Source organism: Stutzerimonas sp. VN223-3 (assembly GCF_045999685.1).
In the GTDB taxonomy this organism is placed as follows: Bacteria; Pseudomonadota; Gammaproteobacteria; order Pseudomonadales; family Pseudomonadaceae; genus Stutzerimonas; species Stutzerimonas stutzeri_AR.
Genome location: NZ_RBEC01000001.1, coordinates 474957 through 492017, shown reverse-complemented (window position 1 = coordinate 492017; position 17061 = coordinate 474957). Strand labels below are relative to the sequence as shown.

General features: G+C 62.0%; 20 protein-coding genes. 8 read left to right on the top strand and 12 right to left on the bottom strand.

What is annotated here, in order from left to right:
- Positions 1–28 precede the first annotated feature (28 nt).
- Positions 29–970, top strand: coding sequence for an alpha/beta hydrolase (locus tag D7241_RS02290; RefSeq protein WP_408100142.1), 942 nt, complete (start codon positions 29–31; stop codon positions 968–970).
- Positions 971–980: 10 nt separating this feature from the next.
- On the opposite strand, the gene D7241_RS02285 is transcribed toward D7241_RS02290, so the two are convergent.
- Complete coding sequence (locus D7241_RS02285; protein ID WP_408100141.1) at positions 981–1913, bottom strand: alpha/beta fold hydrolase; 933 nt, start codon at positions 1911–1913, stop codon at positions 981–983.
- A 366-nt stretch (positions 1914–2279) separates the two neighbouring features.
- Here D7241_RS02285 and D7241_RS02280 point away from each other — a divergent pair, with 366 nt between their 5' ends.
- Positions 2280–4136, top strand: a complete 1857-nt coding sequence (locus D7241_RS02280) for an SLC13 family permease (protein WP_408100140.1) — start codon at positions 2280–2282, stop codon at positions 4134–4136.
- A gap of 55 nt (positions 4137–4191) precedes the next feature.
- Here the strand turns inward: D7241_RS02280 and D7241_RS02275 are convergent, their stop codons facing one another.
- The 4 genes from D7241_RS02275 to D7241_RS02260 all read right to left on the bottom strand — a co-directional run bounded on the left by D7241_RS02275 (position 4192) and on the right by D7241_RS02260 (position 6395).
- The gene (locus D7241_RS02275; RefSeq protein ID WP_408101176.1) at positions 4192–5181 is read right to left on the bottom strand and encodes an alpha/beta fold hydrolase; all 990 of its coding nucleotides are present in this window, start codon (positions 5179–5181) and stop codon (positions 4192–4194) included.
- Between the two features lie 249 nt (positions 5182–5430).
- Positions 5431–5859 carry a 3-isopropylmalate dehydratase gene (locus D7241_RS02270; protein WP_408100139.1) on the bottom strand — a complete coding sequence of 143 codons (429 nt, stop codon included), beginning with the start codon at positions 5857–5859 and terminating at the stop codon, positions 5431–5433.
- An 87-nt stretch (positions 5860–5946) separates the two neighbouring features.
- Entirely contained in the window at positions 5947–6168 is a 222-nt protein-coding gene (locus D7241_RS02265; RefSeq protein ID WP_408100138.1) for a hypothetical protein, read from the bottom strand.
- A 74-nt stretch (positions 6169–6242) separates the two neighbouring features.
- Complete coding sequence (locus D7241_RS02260; protein ID WP_408100137.1) at positions 6243–6395, bottom strand: hypothetical protein; 153 nt, start codon at positions 6393–6395, stop codon at positions 6243–6245.
- Between the two features lie 200 nt (positions 6396–6595).
- Between D7241_RS02260 and D7241_RS02255 the strand changes: the two genes are divergently transcribed.
- Together D7241_RS02255 and D7241_RS02250 are read left to right on the top strand one after the other, a co-directional pair.
- A complete protein-coding gene (locus D7241_RS02255) occupies positions 6596–6988 on the top strand; it encodes a hypothetical protein (RefSeq protein ID WP_255981013.1) in 393 nt (130 codons plus the stop codon).
- Positions 6989–7113: 125 nt separating this feature from the next.
- Positions 7114–8379 carry a DUF445 domain-containing protein gene (locus D7241_RS02250; RefSeq protein WP_408100136.1) on the top strand — a complete coding sequence of 422 codons (1266 nt, stop codon included), beginning with the start codon at positions 7114–7116 and terminating at the stop codon, positions 8377–8379.
- Between the two features lie 326 nt (positions 8380–8705).
- Here the strand turns inward: D7241_RS02250 and D7241_RS02245 are convergent, their stop codons facing one another.
- Positions 8706–9149, bottom strand: coding sequence for an HIT family protein (locus D7241_RS02245; protein WP_408100135.1), 444 nt, complete (start codon positions 9147–9149; stop codon positions 8706–8708).
- Positions 9150–9354: 205 nt separating this feature from the next.
- Between D7241_RS02245 and D7241_RS02240 the strand changes: the two genes are divergently transcribed.
- Positions 9355–10596, top strand: a complete 1242-nt coding sequence (locus D7241_RS02240) for a M20/M25/M40 family metallo-hydrolase (protein ID WP_408100134.1) — start codon at positions 9355–9357, stop codon at positions 10594–10596.
- A gap of 68 nt (positions 10597–10664) precedes the next feature.
- Here D7241_RS02240 and D7241_RS02235 read toward each other — a convergent pair whose 3' ends face one another.
- A complete protein-coding gene (locus D7241_RS02235) occupies positions 10665–12032 on the bottom strand; it encodes a GntP family permease (RefSeq protein WP_408101175.1) in 1368 nt (455 codons plus the stop codon).
- Between the two features lie 219 nt (positions 12033–12251).
- On the opposite strand from D7241_RS02235, the gene D7241_RS02230 reads away from it, so the two are divergent.
- Entirely contained in the window at positions 12252–12956 is a 705-nt protein-coding gene (locus D7241_RS02230) for a glutathione S-transferase N-terminal domain-containing protein (protein WP_408100133.1), read from the top strand.
- A 6-nt stretch (positions 12957–12962) separates the two neighbouring features.
- Here the strand turns inward: D7241_RS02230 and D7241_RS02225 are convergent, their stop codons facing one another.
- The 3 genes from D7241_RS02225 to D7241_RS02215 all read right to left on the bottom strand — a co-directional run bounded on the left by D7241_RS02225 (position 12963) and on the right by D7241_RS02215 (position 14888).
- Positions 12963–13685, bottom strand: coding sequence for an anti-sigma factor domain-containing protein (locus tag D7241_RS02225; protein WP_408100132.1), 723 nt, complete (start codon positions 13683–13685; stop codon positions 12963–12965).
- Positions 13682–14248, bottom strand: a complete 567-nt coding sequence (locus D7241_RS02220; RefSeq protein WP_408101174.1) for a sigma-70 family RNA polymerase sigma factor — start codon at positions 14246–14248, stop codon at positions 13682–13684. Before D7241_RS02220 ends, D7241_RS02225 begins: the two co-directional genes overlap by 4 nt.
- Before the next feature lie 109 nt (positions 14249–14357).
- Positions 14358–14888 carry a DUF3455 domain-containing protein gene (locus D7241_RS02215; RefSeq protein WP_408100131.1) on the bottom strand — a complete coding sequence of 177 codons (531 nt, stop codon included), beginning with the start codon at positions 14886–14888 and terminating at the stop codon, positions 14358–14360.
- Between the two features lie 279 nt (positions 14889–15167).
- Between D7241_RS02215 and D7241_RS02210 the strand changes: the two genes are divergently transcribed.
- Together D7241_RS02210 and D7241_RS02205 are read left to right on the top strand one after the other, a co-directional pair.
- On the top strand, positions 15168–15587 hold the full coding sequence (locus D7241_RS02210; protein ID WP_408100130.1) for a YciI family protein: 420 nt from the start codon (positions 15168–15170) through the stop codon (positions 15585–15587).
- 19 nt (positions 15588–15606) lie between these two features.
- The gene (locus D7241_RS02205) at positions 15607–16032 is read left to right on the top strand and encodes a VOC family protein (protein WP_408100129.1); all 426 of its coding nucleotides are present in this window, start codon (positions 15607–15609) and stop codon (positions 16030–16032) included.
- A gap of 39 nt (positions 16033–16071) precedes the next feature.
- Here the strand turns inward: D7241_RS02205 and D7241_RS02200 are convergent, their stop codons facing one another.
- Positions 16072–16248, bottom strand: coding sequence for a hypothetical protein (locus D7241_RS02200; protein ID WP_408100128.1), 177 nt, complete (start codon positions 16246–16248; stop codon positions 16072–16074).
- Positions 16245–16988 (bottom strand): Mut7-C RNAse domain-containing protein, encoded by a 744-nt coding sequence (locus D7241_RS02195; protein ID WP_408100127.1) that lies wholly within the window; start codon positions 16986–16988, stop codon positions 16245–16247. Before D7241_RS02195 ends, D7241_RS02200 begins: the two co-directional genes overlap by 4 nt.
- Between the last annotated feature and the right edge of the window lie 73 nt (positions 16989–17061).

Here is a 17061-nt window from a genome sequence, read left to right as displayed (position 1 = left end):
CGCTCCTGCTTAGCCGTTAGTGAGCGCCATGCCGAACCCCTCTCTTCGCCAATCCAGATTCAGGCTGCTGTGCCTGCTGCTTGGCAGCATCCTGCTCGCCAGCCTACCTGTCGGCTGCTCGATGCTCGAACAGAAGGAACGCGAGTTGGTGTTCCGCATCGAGCACGGCACGGCCAGTTGGTATCGCGGATTGCCGAGTGGTGTCGAGGAGCTGGAATTGACCGCGCCGGCATTCGGTGACGATCAGAATATCCATGCTTGGTGGTGGCCTGCCGAAAGGGCTGACGCACCTGCGATGCTCTATCTGCATGGCTCGCGCTGGAACCTCACCGGCCATCTGTTCCGCCTCGAGCAGGTTCGCTCGCTGGGCTTTTCAGTGCTGGCCATCGACTATCGCGGGTTCGGCAAGAGCGCTGGCGAGCTACCGTCTGAAGCCAGCGTTTACCAGGATGCGCGCATCGCCTGGGATCATCTGAAGAAGCTCCAGCCCGACGCTGACAAGCGCCTGATCTATGGCCATTCGTTAGGCGGAGCGGTAGCGGTGGACCTGGCCGCCGAGCTTGGCCGCGAGGCCGAACGTCGCGGCGAGTCACCGGAGGCGCGCGCATTGATCATCGAGTCCACCTTTACCAATCTTGCCGATATCGCCACGGAAGTGGCCGACACGCCCTGGCCAATCCGCTGGCTCGTCTCACAAAAGTTCGATTCCATCGACAAGATCGATCAAGTCGGCATGCCGCTGCTGGTGGTGCACGGCACTGCGGACCGATACGTGCCGGCACGCTTCAGCGAAGAGCTCTACGCCGCCGCCCAGCAGCCCAAACGCCTGCTGTTGATCGAAGGCGGCTCCCACAACAACAGCATGCGGGTCGGCCGGCAGGCCTATCGCAACGCTTTGGACGATCTGCTCGATGAAGGCGGCAAGCAGCTAGGCGACGCGACGATGCGCGCGCAAGGCGCGGCGGGGTAAAACAGCATCGTCAACTGGGATCAGCAGCGAGCTCGACGGTGACAGGCGCTTCAGGCACAAGGGCTTCGTACAGCGGCCAGGGATTGTGGCCCGTGCCGATCCATTCCAGCGTGGATTGCCAGAAGCCCTCGCGGTGGCGCTCACGAAACAGGTCGAAGTGCCCAACTTCCTGCATGCCCAACGCCGCGGGGCTGAGCTGGACGTGCTGCCTGTGGCTGTTGCGGTAGTAATCCAGGCCACGGCGAATCGCCGGTGGGGTTCCGTACTCGTCGTCACTCATGCTGATCGCTAGAATCGGCGCACGAATCGCCGCAAAGCGCTGCAGCACCTCATCGCGCTCGTGTAATGGGTAGCTGGCCTCAAGCCGCGACCGGCGAAATGCCCATTCCAACGCTACGCCCGAAGGCAGATCTTCCAGCCAGCCCAGCCGTCGTCCTGGAAAGTAACCGCACAGCACGGTCACCGCGGGCATGAATAGATGCCATTTGGCGAACATCTGCCAGCGCTGCGCAGCGTCGTAGTCCCGCCAGTAGGCATACTGCGCACCGACGCTGAGAAAGCGATCCACCTGTGTCGCCGCAGCGGCGAATCCCGGTAGAAAGCCGCCAATGCTGTGCCCCACCGCCACGAGCAGACCATCAGGGTCGCGCTGACGCATCCAGCTCACGGCCGCATCGAAGTCGTAAGCGCCCCAGTCGCGCCAGCGGATGCCCGTGCCGCGCAAGCTCGTCGGCCGCGAGCCACCGATACCACGGTAGTCGTACGTCAGCACCGCGTAGCCCTGCTCGCGCAGAAAGCTCGCGTACCGCGCGTAGTAGCGCGCCAGCACGCCGGTCGCGCTACTGACGACCACCGAGCCGCGCGGTGTACCGTCGTGGGGTAACCAGAGTTGCGCGGCGAGCTGATAACCATCGCGGCACGGTAGAAAGATGTGCTTGGGCATAGCTGATCGTCGCTCCGTGGACCTCATGCAACCTTGCCCGCTCGGACGATATTTGGCCAGCACAGCTGCACGAGATCATGGCGCTGCCGACTGGCGGATTAGAAATACCTGAAGCTGACCCTCCCCTTCTTTATCTGCCGAAGAAGCGTGCCTGCGACGGAGCACGCCAACCAAGTCCACAACGTAACGCAACAGCTTTCAGTGCAGGACGCCGACAGCGAACGGAGCGGGACCCCAGCGGTCAATCTTCGAACGACGTGCGCGTCACGGCGGCATTGGCCGAGACGACCGGTTCCATTCCTCCCATCTGCTCGTAGCTGCCTCCGCCAAGGCGGCGATAGCCGTACCGGCAATCCGGAGTGATTCATGCAGAGCGATCAGCTGACCGTATTCGCCGTGCTGGCTGTGACCCTGGGGTTGTTCGCGTGGAATCGCTGGCGTTACGACATCGTCGCGCTCGGCGCCCTGTTGGTTGTCACGCTGGCAGGCATCGTGCCGCCGGAGAAGGCATTCATGGGCCTTGGGCATCCAGCGGTCATCACTGTCGCCGCCGTGCTGGTACTCAGTCGCGGGCTGCTTAACGGCGGTGTGGTGGACTCGATGGCGCGTCATCTGACCAAAGTCGGCGACCGGCCCTGGGTTCAGGTGCTGACGCTCACCGGCATCGTCGCACTGTGCTCGGGCTTCATGAACAACGTCGGCGCCCTGGCGTTGTTCATGCCGGTAGCGATTTGGATGTCTCGTCAGAATGGCCGCTCACCGTCTTATCTTTTGATGCCGCTAGCGTTCGGCTCATTGCTCGGCGGCACCCTGACGCTCATCGGCACGCCACCCAACATCATCATCGCCGGCTACCGGCGTCAGGTCGGCGAAGCGCCGTTCGGCATGTTCGACTTCCTCCCGGTGGGTCTGGCGATCACTGTCACCGGCGTGCTGCTCATAGCCTTGCTTTGGCGTCTGACGCCCCGCCGCGAGAACCCTAACGGGGATCAACAATTATTCGAAATCAGCGCATACCTGACCGAGCTGAAATTACCGGAAGAAAGCAAATACGCCGGCCGAACGCTGCACGAGCTGATGGTGGCTGGCGGCGAAGACGATGTGATGATCACAGCGCTGATACGTGGTGATCAGCAACTGCGAATGCCCTCGATGTACGAGGTCTTGCGCGACGATGACATTCTGCTGGTCGAGTGCGACCCGGACAGCCTCAAGGCCTTTCTCGACGCGACGAAAATGGAACTGGCCGCCCACGCCGACAGCGAAGCGGAAGCGCGCGAAAAAGCCGAACAGGACAAGCAGGCCGAAAAAAACGGCGACGAGGACAAGCAGACAGAAGCCGAAGCAGCCCGGAAGGATCGTCACAGCGAACGTGCACTGGCAGAAGCCATCGTCACGCCTCAATCATCGCTGGTCGGCACTACCGCGACCGGCCTGGCGCTGCGCGAGCGTCACGGTGTGAACATCCTCGCTGTAGCGCGCCAGGGGCAGCGCTTGCAACAGAGGCTGAGCAAGATCCGTTTTGCCGCTGGCGACATCCTGCTGGTGCAGGCACGCGAGGACCAATTGCAGTCGACATTGAACGGTCTTGGCTGTCTGCCCCTGGCCTCACGCGGCCTGCGCATCACCACGCCGCGCCAGGTATGGCTGGCCAGCGGCATCTTTGCCGGCGCGCTGGTACTGGTCTCGGCAGGCCTGATGCCAGCATCGATAGCGCTCGTGGGCGCGGCACTGCTTATGATTCTGACCGGGCTGGTGCCCACCGGAGACATTTACAAAAGCATCGACATGTCGATCATCGTCCTGATCGCCGCGATGATGCCGATCGGCGAGGCGCTGGAAAGCACGGGCGGTTCGCAGCTGATCGCCGATGCCCTGCTTGAGGTCGGTCAGGCCGCACCGCCGGCAGCGACCATCGCGATACTCATGGCCGGCGTAATGCTACTGACCAATGTCGTCAACAACGCGGCCGCCGCCGTGCTCGCTGCGCCGGTCGCGATCAGCCTGGCGCAAGGTATGAATGCCTCAGCCGATCCGCTGCTGATGGCGGTTGCGATCGGCTCGTCGTGCGCTTTCCTCACGCCTATCGGACATCAATCGAACACATTGGTGATGGCGCCAGGCGGTTACCGCTTCGGTGACTATTGGCGCCTGGGTCTGCCGTTGTCGATTCTCGTGGTGCTGGTGGCCGTACCGACCATTCTCTGGGTCTGGCCGCTCTAGTCAGATGATTTGCAGCCGGCGCCGGCGGCATCGCTACCGCCGGCGCAACCACTGCTCAGCGCGACCTGAGCCCATTCAGCAACGCCTTGTGAAACACCTGCGGCGCCTCGACCTGCGGCGAATGGCCAAGCTCGGGGAATGGCACCAGCGTGGCCTCGGGGATCAGTGCGGCGGCCTGCCGACCCAGCTCCGGATAATTGCCAAGGCGTTGCGCCACCTCGTCGGGCGCGCGGTTGGCGCCGGGCGCGGTGCGGTCCTTGCCACCAATAAGCAACAGCGTCGGCATGCTGATCTTCTCGAACTCATGGATCACTGGCTGGGTGAAGAGCATTTCCGACGTCTGTGCCTGGTTCCAAGCGACGACCTCCTTGCCTTCCCCGGCATACATGCCCGCCAGCATGTTCACCCAACGGTCGTACTCGGGCTTCCAGTTGCCGTTGTAGTAGAACTTCTGTTGATAGGCCTTGATCTTGTCGAAGTCGGTTTTCAGCTCGCCCTGGTACAACTGGTCGATCGGTGCGTACGGCACGCCCTCCGCCTGCCAGTCTTCCAGACCGATGGGGTTGACCAGCACCAGTTGCTCAACCATTCGGGGGTAATTCAACGCAAAGCGAGCCGCCAGCATGCCGCCCATGGAATGGCCAATGACGGTGACCCGATCCACGTCCAGCGATTGCAGCAGCGCCTGGGTGTTATGCGCCAGCTGAGCGAAGCTGAATTGATAACCCTGCGGTTTGCTGGAGCTGCAAAAACCGATCTGGTCCGGCGCAATCACCCGGTAGCCATTTTGCGAAAGCACCGCGATGGTCTCTTGCCAGGTCGCGGCGCAGAAATTCTTGCCATGTAGCAGCACAACGGTGCGGCCATTGGCCTTTCCCTCGGGCTCAACATCCATATAGGCCATGGACAGCGCCTTCTCCTGCGATGAGAACTCGTAGCGCTCGATGGGATGCGGATAGCTGAAGCCTTCCAGCTGCGGTCCATAGACCGGCCGTTGCTCGGCATGCAGCGAGGGGACCAGCGCGAGACCGGCGGTAAACATCATCGAGGATATGGCTTTCTTCACGCATCGACTCCTTGTAACGGCAGCGTGGCCGCGAGGTGGTAAGAATCGCCGCTGCATGTCGTGGCGGCAGCCAGACACAACCCTCCGGCTGGGCACCAGAGGCTCAAGCACAACGGTTCTGACCTATGGGAGCACAAAAGCCCCACAAGCGTTCGGCGAGGAATGTTTCGCGGTTATTCAATGAAACGCGGCAACGTTGCGGTCACCGCGCGGCCGTGTACACGCCGATTACGGGGCCTCGACCTGCTGGATATCGAAAGCGATGCGGTTGTCGACGCTGATGCGAAAGTACAGCGTCTCGCCAGTTTCCACCCGCGCAGCCTTCTCACGTAGCAGGTTACCCATGCCGCACAGGGTGTCGTCTTCGGGGTCGGATTCGATGCTGACGATGCGCATACCCGCCGGCACCTGCAGCCGAACCTGCTCGCCCACGTGAATGCGCGCGGCGATCTTGCGATCGACCATCACCGCTACGTAGCAACCGCCGCCGCGCAGGCCGAAGTCGCGCGTCACTACCACCTCGCCACCGTTTGCTATGGGCGTCTGATATCCGCGCAAGCGCTCGTCCGGCACTGGCTTGATGTCCTCGGGGTCAGCCTGCCAGGACGAACAGCCAGCCAGCGCCAGCAGAGGGATAAGTACAAGGATCAAGCGCATGCGGGGACTCTCCGGTCGATCAGCGAAGCGGTAATGGTATGACAGGTTTGTTCGCTCGCCGTGCGGAAAAGATGCGCTGCTATGAATCTAGCGGGTCGACACCGGATGATTGCTTCCGGGATATGGCCGCTCTTCCTCGAGCCCTCCGTCGCGCCGATAGATCTCGACCGAGGCGGTTTTGTCGACCATGAGCCTGTCCAGTTCGGTGAACATTTCATCCTTGGTCAGGGTACGCAGCAGCGTTTCCTGGGATTGCGGGTCGGTCAGCTCCCAACCCATCGGGGTGGGGTTCACGTGGTATTTGTCCATGCTGCGCTCCTGTTTCCGTGACTAAACGTATGGACTCGACGTGCAGCCATCGGCGGCAATCGAGCATTAGCGGGCTAGCCCCGGCTGTCGTCGCCGCCTTCGATTTCGGTGTCGTCGAAATCCGGATCCTCACCGGCTTCCTTATCGCCGGCGTCGGTCATGGTGACGTCCGGCAGGTCGTCGGCCTGCTTGTCTTGCTCACGCTGAGTCTGATCGCTCTGGCTCATGGCTACCTCGTTGCAGTGGTTCGATAGGGTCTACCGATTGGAGCAACAGCCGGCTAATCGCGTTCGCCTGCCCGCTTGCCGGCGGTCCGATCGTCCCGCGGCGATGAAAAGATGCGCCGCCTCGCCCAACTTGAGATTGCAGCGACCCCAGGACTCCACCACACTGCCGGCAATCCCATCTTTGACCGGAGCTGCCTGCCATGCCTGCCACCCAAACACCTTCGCGCGACAGCATTCTGGCCGACCCGAATGCCCTGAGCTGCACCATCTACCGCGCCCATGAAAGCGATCCTGACGGCGAAGAACAGGACATGGGCGACGCCCGCGTCATCATCACCGGGCAATTCCAACCGCCACAGGAATGGGATGCCAAGGCGCGCGCCGACTACTTCGACGGCATGCCGGAAGACGCTTTTTTCACCGCCGTGTTCGCCAGCGAATCCGGTTCCGACTCCAAGGGTTTCTTCACGGTCGAGGCCGATGACTACGCCGCTGTGACCGAGCAGGACGGCACCATCAGCATGTTCTACGTCTGCGAGCGCCTGGAAGACGACAGCTACGTCCTGCTGCGCGAGGAAGACGACGAGGAGTAAGCCGCACGCCTGCAAATGTCGAACCCTCACCTCGCTAACCGGGTCTGTCCTGTATAGGCGGACCCGTCGGCCCCTTCCCGATACGCCTGAGCGCCGCCCTCCATTCGCCGCACAAGAGGCATCGCATGAGCCCTCTGCAACAACGCTGGCAAACCCCGGTTACACGCATGAAGTGGGTCGCCGGCCTTCTGCTACTGCTCGCCGCCCTGCTCTACGTCATCGCCACCGCCCTGGAACCACGCCACGCCGCGTGGGGCTATCTCGCCTCCTTCGCCGAAGCCGCGATGGTCGGTGCAATTGCCGACTGGTTCGCCGTCACCGCACTGTTCCGCCATCCGCTCGGCTTGCCCATTCCGCACACGGCGATCATCCCGCGCAGCAAGGCGCGCATCGGTCGCAATCTGTCGAGTTTCATCACCACCCATTTTCTCGCGACACCACTGGTGCTGGCCAAACTCGAAGCGCTCGATCTTGGCGGCCGCCTGGCCAACTGGCTGCGCCACCCGGCCAATGCCGAAGCGGTCGGTCGGCAACTCACCGGCATGGCCCGCTTCGGCGTCGATTCGCTACGCGACGAGCGTGTGCGGGACTTCATTCAAGGCAAGCTGATCAATCGTGTTCGCAAGGTCGATCTGGCGCCTGTATGTGGTCAGGTACTTGAAATGCTCACTCGCCAGGGCAAGCACCAGGCGATGCTCGATGAAGCGCTGATCAAGATCGATGCCCTTCTGCAGGACGACGACACCCGCGCGCTGGTCGCCGAGGCCATCACCGCCGAGGTCCGTACCTTGCGCTATTTGGGCCTCGGCAAAGCGGTGGGCGGCTGGTCGGCGAATAAATTCGTCGATGGCGTTTCGGCAGTCATTGCCGAAGTCGCAGGCGACCCGAATCATCCGTTGCGCGAGCGCTTCGACGAGCACGTCGCTGAGTATGTGGAGCGTCTCAAGCATGACCCGGCCTATCGCCTGGAAATCGAGCGCCTCGTCGCCCAGCTGCTTGAACATCCGGCCACCACCGAGTACATCCAGACGCTTTGGCAAGAGTTGACCGTTTGGTTGCAAGCGGACCTGGAAAGCCCCGACTCACGCATCGGTCAGCGCATCGTCAAGCTGACGCGAGGCTTGGGCGATTCCCTTGCCGCCGATACCTCAATGCGCAACTGGATCAACGAACAGCTGATGACTGCCGCACCGGCGATGCTTGAGCGCTACCGCGGGCAGATCGGCAAATACATCGCCCAGCGCGTGGAGAACTGGGAGAGCCGCGAACTGGTCGAGCAAATGGAACAGAGCGTCGGTAAAGACCTGCAATACATCCGCATCAACGGCACCCTGGTTGGTGGGCTGGTCGGGCTGGTGCTGCACGCGCTGACACAGCTGGCGGCCGGCTAGGTGCGGCCGGCGAGGCTTGATCTCTCGGTAATCGGCCGTAGGGTGGGCCGGGCGGCGCTCCGCTTTAGCCCACCATCGAGGCTGGCGACGCTGGTGGGCTGAAGCCCACCCTACCGACTGACGGCCGGTTAGGTGCGTCGGGCCAGGTGGCCGTAGGTGGCTTTAGCCCACCAACGAGGCTGGTGGCACTGGTGGGCTGAAGCCCACCCTACCGACCGGCGGCCGGTTAGGTGCGTCGGGCCAGGTAGGCCGTAGGGTGGGCTTCAGCCCACCAAACAAGCCCCTCGGTCGAAATGGCGCCTAAAGCGGAGGCTTCCCGGCCCTCCCTACCCTCGCTGTGCCAGCCGCTGCACCAACCGCGTCTGCAACTTCTTCAACTCCGCAGGCTCGGCCTTGCCCGCCGCATGGATGCCCAGCCCCTCGCCTGAATAGCGCGGCACGATATGCACATGAATATGAAATACCGTCTGCCCCGCCGGCGCGCCATTGAACTGCGCGACCTGTACGCCATCGGGCTGCAGTTCGTCGACGATTACACGAGTGAGCTTCTGCACCACCGCCATCACTTTGCCCAGCGCCTCGGTGTCCACATCGAGGATATTGCAGGCAGCGGAGCGCTTCGGAATCACTAATGTATGCCCGTAGGACTGCGGGAAGAGATCGAGGAAGGCAAGCACATCGTCGTCCTCGTAGAGCTGGTAGCAGGGCGCATCGCCACGAATGATCTGGGCGAAGATGTTTTGAGGATCGTAGGCGGTGGTGAGGCTCATAAAGGTCTCCGTCAGGGAATCATCTATGAACCATATACGGTGCGATGCTAAAGCACAGGCCTCGATGAGCCGAAAAGCGATGCGCCCGCGGCCGTTGCATTTAACTTCTGCTAAAGCGCGCGCTTAAATCGTCTGACCCGCCGGAACGATGCACTTCAGGGAACCCTCTCAACCTCACCACCCCACGTGATCTGAGGTTCCCCCAATGCACGTCCGTCCCTCCCCGCTCGCTGCTGCTATTGCCCTGTGCTTCTTTTCCCTGAACGGCCTTGCCGCCGATCTCAAGCCCGCCGAGCTGCTCGAACAGGCCGAAGCCGAGCGAAAGCCCTATCTCGAAACGGTGAAAGAACTGGTCGCCGTCGACACCGGTACGGGCCAGGAAAAAGGGCTTGCCACGGTCAGCCAGATGCTGGTCAAGCGCCTCGAAGCGCTGGGTGCGACAGTCACGACCACGCCCGCCACGCCCTCGGCTGGCGACAATATCGTTGGCACGCTGAAAGGCTCGGGCACAAAGGATTTCCTGTTGATGGTTCACTACGACACGGTATTCGCAGAAGGCACCGCCGCCGAGCGGCCGTTCCGCATGGACGAGCAGCGCGCGTATGGGCCGGGCGTCGCTGATGCCAAAGGCGGTGTCGCGATGATCCTGCATTCACTCAAGTTGCTGAAGGAGCAGAACTTCGATGGCTTCGGGACTATCACCGTGCTGTTCAACCCCGACGAGGAAATGGGTTCGTCGGGCTCGAAGAAAATCATCGGCGAGCTCGCCCGCAAGCACGATTACGTCTTTTCCTACGAGCCGCCAGACAAGGATGCAGTGACCACCGCAACCAACGGCATCAATGCCGTGATGCTCGAGGTAAAGGGCAAATCCTCACACGCCGGATCGGCGCCAGAAGAAGGCCGCAACGCTGTCATGGAGCTCGCCCACCAACTGGTGCAGCTCAGGGATTTGGGCGACCCGGACAAGGGCACCACGGTGAACTGGACGATGATCAAGGGTGGCGAGAAGCGCAACATCATTCCTGACAGCGCCGCCGCCGAGGCCGACATGCGCTATTCCGATCTGAGTGAGTACGACCGCGTCCTGGCCGATGCTCAGCGAATTGTCAAAGACCAGCTGATTGAGGCCACGACGGTTGAACTGCGCATCGATAAAGGCCGGCCGCCGCTGGCGAAGAATGCAGGTTCGGCGCATCTGGCCGAGACTGCGAAAGAGCTCTACGGAGAAATCGGTAAGAACATCGAACCCATCGCCATGCGTTTCGGCACCGATGCCGGCTACGCCTATGTGCCGGACAGCGACAAGCCTGCCGTACTGGAAACCATGGGTGTGGTCGGTGCCGGCCTGCATTCGGATGAGGAATACCTGGAACTCGCCAGCATCGCGCCTCGCCTGTATCTGACGGTGGCGATGATCAAAACATTGTCTGGCGAGAGTCAATAGTCGATACGTGCCACACCGGGGTCGCTGCCCGCCTCCGGTGTGGTTCGTCCTGACCGATCAAAGAGGCATCAGAGCAGCACCAACCCCAACAGCCAGACTACCGCCATACCCACCACGCCTTGAACCAGCGTCGCCATCGTTTGCGCGCGGTAGGCTGTGGACACCTTCATCCGGCTGAACTGCGAGACCACCCAGAAGAAGCTGTCGTTGGCATGGGACACGGTCATGCCGCCCGCGCCGATGGCCATGACCGTGAGCACTCGGCCCATTTCACTATCCAGACCGAGGCTGCCGAGCAGCGGCGCGACCATGGCCGATGTGGTGACCAGCGCAACGGTGGTAGAGCCCTGCGCGGTCTTCAGCGCGGCGGAAACGATGAAGGGCATGAACAGGCCGATCCCCAGCGCCGACAGGCTCTGGCCCAGGTAGTCGCCCAGTGGGGTGATCTTCAGCATTGCGCCAAAGGCACCGCCGGCACCGGTAATGAGTAGAATCGGCGCCGCGGCGACGATGCCCGCAGCGACCTGATCATGGAACTGCTGACGCTTGTTCTCGCCCTTGAGCAGCGTGCAGGCGAAGCCCAGGCCGATCAGCAAAGCAGCGACCGGCTGGCCGAGAAAGCTCAGCACCGAAAACACCAAGCCTTCGCCCAGCGGTCTGCCCGGCAGCGCAACGACCGAGCCAATACAGATCAGCGCGATAGGTATGAAGATGGGCGCGAAGGCCTGCCAGGCGGTAGGCAAGGTGCCGTAGCGGGCGCGCAGGCTGTCGAAGTCCACGTCTTCGGCGAGCAGCTCGCTGGGCGCTTCGTCCAGCAGCTCGCGATCGTCCTGCTTGAGAAAGCGGTTGGCCCAGAACAGCCCGGCCAGCGCAGCGATTGCCGAGACCAGAAGGCCGACGGCAATCACCAGCCCCAGCGAATCTTCCAACCCCAGGTTGCCTGCTGCGGCAATCGGGCCCGGCGTCGGCGGCACGAAGGTGTGGGTGGCGTACAAGCCGGTGGCCAGCGCCACACTCATCGCCACCACCGAGACCTTCATTCGCGCCGCCAGTGCATTCTTCAGCGAGTTAAGGATGACGTAGCCGGAGTCGCAAAACACCGGGATCGACACCAGATAGCCGATGATCGATAGCGTCAGCGTAGGAAAGCGCTCGCCGAGCAGGCGGATCACGCTTTCGGCCATGGTGATCGCCGCGCCGGAGCGTTCGAGGATGATGCCAATGATGGTGCCTAAAGCAATGACGATACCGATGTAGCCGAGGATGCCACCGAAGCCGGTCGCGACCGTTTTGAGGATCTCCGCAGTCGGGACTTGATAGGCGAAGCCGGCAAGAATTGCCGCTGCCAGCAGTGCCAGAAAGGGATGCAGCTTCCAGCTCACCGTGGAATACACGATGAAGGCAATCAGCAACAACAGAATGAGGATCAGCACCATGGTCGAACGCCTCGTGTAATGGTCCGGAACGCGACAGGCGCCGACGCCTGCGCTGCGTTGAGCATAGTGCAGCTTGTCGGAGACGCCCGAAGCCATCGAGGCGCCTGCGCAATGGCTGGCCCGACCAACTGAGAGCCGCGCCCCTCGTTCCCCACTCGACCAACTGCGCCAAAGGGTGAGCTATTCTCAATTCCCCATCGTATGGAGAGCATGCTCGCTATGTCCGATTTATCCGCCTTCCCCATCACCCAGAAATGGCCTGCCAGCTACCCGGAGCGCCTGCAGCTCTATTCACTGCCCACGCCCAACGGGGTAAAGGCGTCGATCATGCTGGAGGAGACCGGCCTGCCCTACGAGGCACATCTGGTCAGCTTCGAGACTAACGATCAGCTGTCGCAGGAATTTCTTTCACTGAACCCGAACAACAAGATCCCGGCGATCCTCGACCCGAACGGACCGGACGGTAAGCCGCTGACACTGTTCGAATCCGGGGCGATTCTGCTGTACCTAGCAGACAAGACTGGTCAGCTCATGCCGGAGGACACGGCGGCCCGCTACGAGACGATTCAATGGCTGATGTTCCAAATGGGCGGCATCGGGCCAATGTTCGGCCAGCTCGGCTTCTTCCACAAATTCGCTGGCAAGGACTACGAGGACAAGCGTCCGCGCGACCGTTACCTCGCGGAAACCCAGCGGTTGCTGGGCGTGCTCGACAAGCGCCTCGAAGGCCGGGAATGGCTCATGGGCGGCCGCTACAGCATCGCCGATATCGCTACCTTTCCCTGGGTGCGCAATCTGGTGGGCTTTTACGAGGCGCGCGAGCTGGTGGAGTTCGAGCGTTTCAGCAATGTGCAGCGCGTGCTGGATGCTTTTGTCGAGCGACCTGCTGTCGCCAAAGGGCTGAATATTCCGCCGCGCGGGTGAGAGCTGTCAGATCACCTTCGCCGCGCGCCCGATGAACTGGATCGGCCCAGTCGGCTTGCCGGTTGGCGAGCCAGTTGGTTGTTCGAGCGTGAGTTCGAACAGCTGATTGGGCTGCAGCGGCGGCAGTTCGTCGAGGCGAATCTTCACCGGCTCGCCGGGCTTGACCAATCCGAGCGAGACCGGCGCCTGCCAGCCTTCGGCCTTGGTCCAGAGCTGCAACGCCTTGTCCGGCGGCAGCTCGGTAACGCCGAGGGGGATCAGTTCGATTTCTCGCGATTGGTTGCTGGCCTGCATTACCCAACCGGGGGCGAGGTTCTGTGGCGTGGCGAGCACCACCAGCCAGGTCGGCGATGAATCCGGCATGGTGCGCGTAAGCAGCAACGTGCCCAACACCAGTGTCGCGGCCATGCCAGCGGCGGCGAAACCTCGCCAAAGCGACAGACTGCCCCACCACTTCGACTGGCGCGGCATCGGTGCGGTCTGTCGAGCGGACTCATCCACGCTCCGTTGTATGCGATTCCACAGGCGCGGCGACGGCGTTTGCGGCTCCACCAGATCGGTCAGATGCAACAGGCGTGCTTCCCAATAATCCACGGCGGCTTGCAGTTCGGGCTCGACCGGCAAACGCCGCTCGACGTCCTCTCGCTGCGACGCAGACAAGGTGCCGAGAACGTATTCGCCGGCCAATTCATGCAGGCTTTCGCCGCTGTCGTTGAGTTCGGTATTCATCCGATGCACTCGCGAAGGGCGGTCAGGCTGCGGCGAATCCAGGCCTTTACCGTGCCCAGCGGAGCGCCCAGGCGCTGGGCAATCTCCTGATGGGAATAGCCGTCGACATAAGCGTGAAACACACAGTTGCGGCGCACCGGTTCCAGTTGTTCGAGACAGGCTTCGATCCGGCCGGGATTGACTCGCCAATCGAAGGCGTCGGTCTGTTCCTGCCAACCGTCGATGGCTGCGTGGCTGGTTTCGCCGTCCTCGTCTGGGTCCAACTGCGTCTGCCGGGCATCGTTGCGCACCGCGTTGAGGGCGAGGTGGCGGGTCACGCTGAAGATCCAACCACGGGCCGAGCCGCGCGTCTGGTCATACGTTGCCGCTTTGTTCCAGATGCGGATGAAGGCGTCATGCACGATGTCCTCCGCCAGCGCAGCGTCCCGCACGATGCGCTGAACCACGCCGAGCAGGCGCGGACTTTCCTGTTCATACAGCTTCTGTAATGCCGAGCGCTCGCCGCGAGCGCAAGCGCGCAGGGCTGCTTCGTAGTCGAACGGGGATGAGGACGCTGCTGACAATTGACCCGCCACTGGCTGATTGTGGTTGCCCCGGCGCGCAGGCCGGGGCGTCTGTGGAGCATAGAGGCGTTTAACGCTCATATCGAGCGACTTGCCCGCTGTTCTGGACTCACTTGCTGGTCCAAAACAGGTAGTCGGCCTGATAATCCACGACCTGACGCTCGCCCTTGCTGGCTGCATCGCAGGTTGCCGCCGGCGCTACGCCGCCCTTGGTCGCTACGCGCTGAATATAGCTGACGCCCTTCATCGCGCCGTTGCCTTTGGCAGGGTTGGCCTTGACCAACTGATACGGGATGTTGCCTTCGCCAGCCGGAGCCACCGCAACCTGGGTGCCGGTTATCGCGGACCCATCCGCCGCTTCCCAGGTAGCAGGCGGGCCGTAATAGCTGCCGACCTGCTTGCCGCTGCGATCATTGAGCGCGGCTTTGGGGCCGATGAACACCCACTCCATTTTTTCGGGCATATCGGCTTTGGCTTGGCATTCGTAGGTGATCTTGCCGACGCCGCGGGTTTCCATGCTGACGGTGTGGCCATCCGGGACCTTGACGGCGTCGGGTACGTCCATTTTGGCGAAGGCATTGGCCGAGCAGCCGAGCGCCAGGGAAAGTCCGGTCAGGCAAAGGATCTTTTTCGCGTCCATTTTTGAATCTCCGGTAGTGATCAGGTGGGCGGCAAATCTGGCCGCTACCTGTACTACCCGCGAGAAATCGAATCGGATGCAGGCCTTGCAGAAATATTTTCGGAGTCTCCAACCGCCCTAATTAACCGAAGGGTTTGGCACCCGTTTATTGCGATGGCAAAGAAAACTTCGTCGTCGTGTCGATTTTGGTCTTTTCCACTCGACCAATGATCAGAGCCGGCGGAAATTCGTGCAGATCCGTCTAGGCTGTTTTCTCCCATCCGATAAAGGAGTCAGACGATGCGATTCATGGTGATGATCAAGGCCAACAGCGATACCGAAGCAGGCGTGATGCCTACCGAGGAGATTCTCGCAGCCATGGGCCAATACAACGAAGAATTGGCAAATGCCGGTGTACTGCTGGGCGGAGAAGGCTTGCATCCGAGTCGCCGGGGTGCGCGGGTGCGCTTCAACGAAGGCCAATGCTCGGTCGTCGATGGCCCGTTCGCTGAAACGCGGGAGCTCATCGCCGGCTATTGGCTGTTCCAGACCGCGTCGCTGCAAGAAGCCATCGATTGGGTAAAGCGCTGCCCGGCATCAGCTATTGGCGAATCGGAAATCGAGATCCGTCAGGTATTCGAAGCCGAGGACTTCGGCGCCGAATTCACGCCCGAATTGCGCGAGCAGGAAGAACGCCTTCGCACACAGATAGCCCAGTAATCGGAACAGGAGATAACACATGAAAATTACCCCGTACCTCACCTTCGACGGCCAAGCACGCGATGCCTTCACGCTTTACCAGAAAGTGCTGGGCGGCACGCTGGAAATGATCACCTTCGCCCAGGCACCGGAGGCTGAGCATTTCCCAGCCGAACACCGAGAGCGAATCATGCATGTTTGCCTGAATCTGGGCGATTACCAGTTGATGGCGTCTGACACCATGCCCGGCGACCAGGCTTGTGGCGGCGGCTCATACGAAGGCATCAAGGGTTGTTCCATCTCGCTGCATCCTGCCAGTGTGGCCGAGGGTGAACGCGTGTTCGAAGGGCTGGCCGAAGGCGGACAGGTCGTGATGCCGCTGGAGAAAACCTTCTGGGCCGAGCGCTTCGGCATGCTGACAGACCGCTTCGGGGTGTCCTGGATGGTCAATTGCGAACAGCCTTAGCCACTTGGGCAAGTTATGTCGTCGAGGTAGAGCGGGTGATCAGCAGACCCGTCGACGCATGGCGAGCAGAGCCAGGACCAGCCCCGGCGCGATAAAGCCGGGCGTCATCCGGTCTTCGCCTCGGAGAAGGCCGATCGCCATGCAGGCGACGCCAGTGGTCAGCATGGCAATGGCGGAATACAGATAGGCGATTGGCAGCAGCGGATGCGCTGTCAATCGCTGACATTCATGGAATCGAGCAAGGCGCGCATATCCTGCCAATGCGAGCCCTCCCAGTAGATCCGAGCGCAGCAGTCGCAGGTCAGAAAGCGCTCATGGCGTTCTTGCACGCGTGGCGGCAAGCGCTCAAATACGGTCTGTTTGTCGACTGCACGCAGGGGCGCGTTGCAGCTCATGCACAGACTGAAGGGCCGCGCGTGGGCTGCGAGGTCCAGCCGGTCGTACAATTCTTTCAGCTGTATCGCCGGCTTGAGGGCATACACGTAGCAGCCGTGCGTCACCACTCGGTGCATGAGCAGTGCACGATCACGGGTCAGCAGCACGCGACCTTCGCGGTTTGCCAGTTCGGCCATCGCCGCGTCTTCATAGCCGTTGTCATAGAGTGTGTCGAACCCGGCCAGGCGCAGCAGCCGTGCCAAACCACCCAGGTGAGCATCGGCGACGAAGCGTGGACGGCCGTTCGGCAGCGGCTGCAAAGGCGCCAGAGTGCTGATGTCCAGGCGCTCGAACTTGGGATACACGACGATCCGATCACCGTTCTCGATCGACCGCTGGAACCCGGCCGGCTGACCGTTGATCAGCACCAACGCCACCTCGGTGTGCGGCACGCCGAGGGCCTCGATCATGTGCTTGGTGGTCGCGGCACGCGCGCATGAACAGCTGAACGCCTGCCCGCGGCGCTCGGCGGGCAGAAATTCGTTGAGCCTGGCATAGAAGCGAAAGGTGGCGGTGGTCATGCTTGTTTGGCAACGCCAGCCGCGATTGTCTCCGTACGAAGCGCGTGCGTCGCGCCCTCGAAAGTGGCTGCGG

Coding starts and splice junctions, on each gene's coding strand:
- D7241_RS02195 (WP_408100127.1), bottom strand. CDS start 16,988: ATGACCACCGCCACCTTTCGCTTCTATGCCAGGCTCAACGAATTTCTG.
- D7241_RS02280 (WP_408100140.1), top strand. CDS start 2,280: ATGCAGAGCGATCAGCTGACCGTATTCGCCGTGCTGGCTGTGACCCTG.
- D7241_RS02210 (WP_408100130.1), top strand. CDS start 15,168: ATGCGATTCATGGTGATGATCAAGGCCAACAGCGATACCGAAGCAGGC.
- D7241_RS02270 (WP_408100139.1), bottom strand. CDS start 5,859: ATGCGCTTGATCCTTGTACTTATCCCTCTGCTGGCGCTGGCTGGCTGT.
- D7241_RS02230 (WP_408100133.1), top strand. CDS start 12,252: ATGTCCGATTTATCCGCCTTCCCCATCACCCAGAAATGGCCTGCCAGC.
- D7241_RS02215 (WP_408100131.1), bottom strand. CDS start 14,888: ATGGACGCGAAAAAGATCCTTTGCCTGACCGGACTTTCCCTGGCGCTC.
- D7241_RS02250 (WP_408100136.1), top strand. CDS start 7,114: ATGAGCCCTCTGCAACAACGCTGGCAAACCCCGGTTACACGCATGAAG.
- D7241_RS02285 (WP_408100141.1), bottom strand. CDS start 1,913: ATGCCCAAGCACATCTTTCTACCGTGCCGCGATGGTTATCAGCTCGCC.
- D7241_RS02225 (WP_408100132.1), bottom strand. CDS start 13,685: ATGAATACCGAACTCAACGACAGCGGCGAAAGCCTGCATGAATTGGCC.
- D7241_RS02290 (WP_408100142.1), top strand. CDS start 29: ATGCCGAACCCCTCTCTTCGCCAATCCAGATTCAGGCTGCTGTGCCTG.
- D7241_RS02245 (WP_408100135.1), bottom strand. CDS start 9,149: ATGAGCCTCACCACCGCCTACGATCCTCAAAACATCTTCGCCCAGATC.
- D7241_RS02275 (WP_408101176.1), bottom strand. CDS start 5,181: ATGATGTTTACCGCCGGTCTCGCGCTGGTCCCCTCGCTGCATGCCGAG.
- D7241_RS02235 (WP_408101175.1), bottom strand. CDS start 12,032: ATGGTGCTGATCCTCATTCTGTTGTTGCTGATTGCCTTCATCGTGTAT.
- D7241_RS02265 (WP_408100138.1), bottom strand. CDS start 6,168: ATGGACAAATACCACGTGAACCCCACCCCGATGGGTTGGGAGCTGACC.
- D7241_RS02260 (WP_408100137.1), bottom strand. CDS start 6,395: ATGAGCCAGAGCGATCAGACTCAGCGTGAGCAAGACAAGCAGGCCGAC.
- D7241_RS02255 (WP_255981013.1), top strand. CDS start 6,596: ATGCCTGCCACCCAAACACCTTCGCGCGACAGCATTCTGGCCGACCCG.
- D7241_RS02240 (WP_408100134.1), top strand. CDS start 9,355: ATGCACGTCCGTCCCTCCCCGCTCGCTGCTGCTATTGCCCTGTGCTTC.
- D7241_RS02205 (WP_408100129.1), top strand. CDS start 15,607: ATGAAAATTACCCCGTACCTCACCTTCGACGGCCAAGCACGCGATGCC.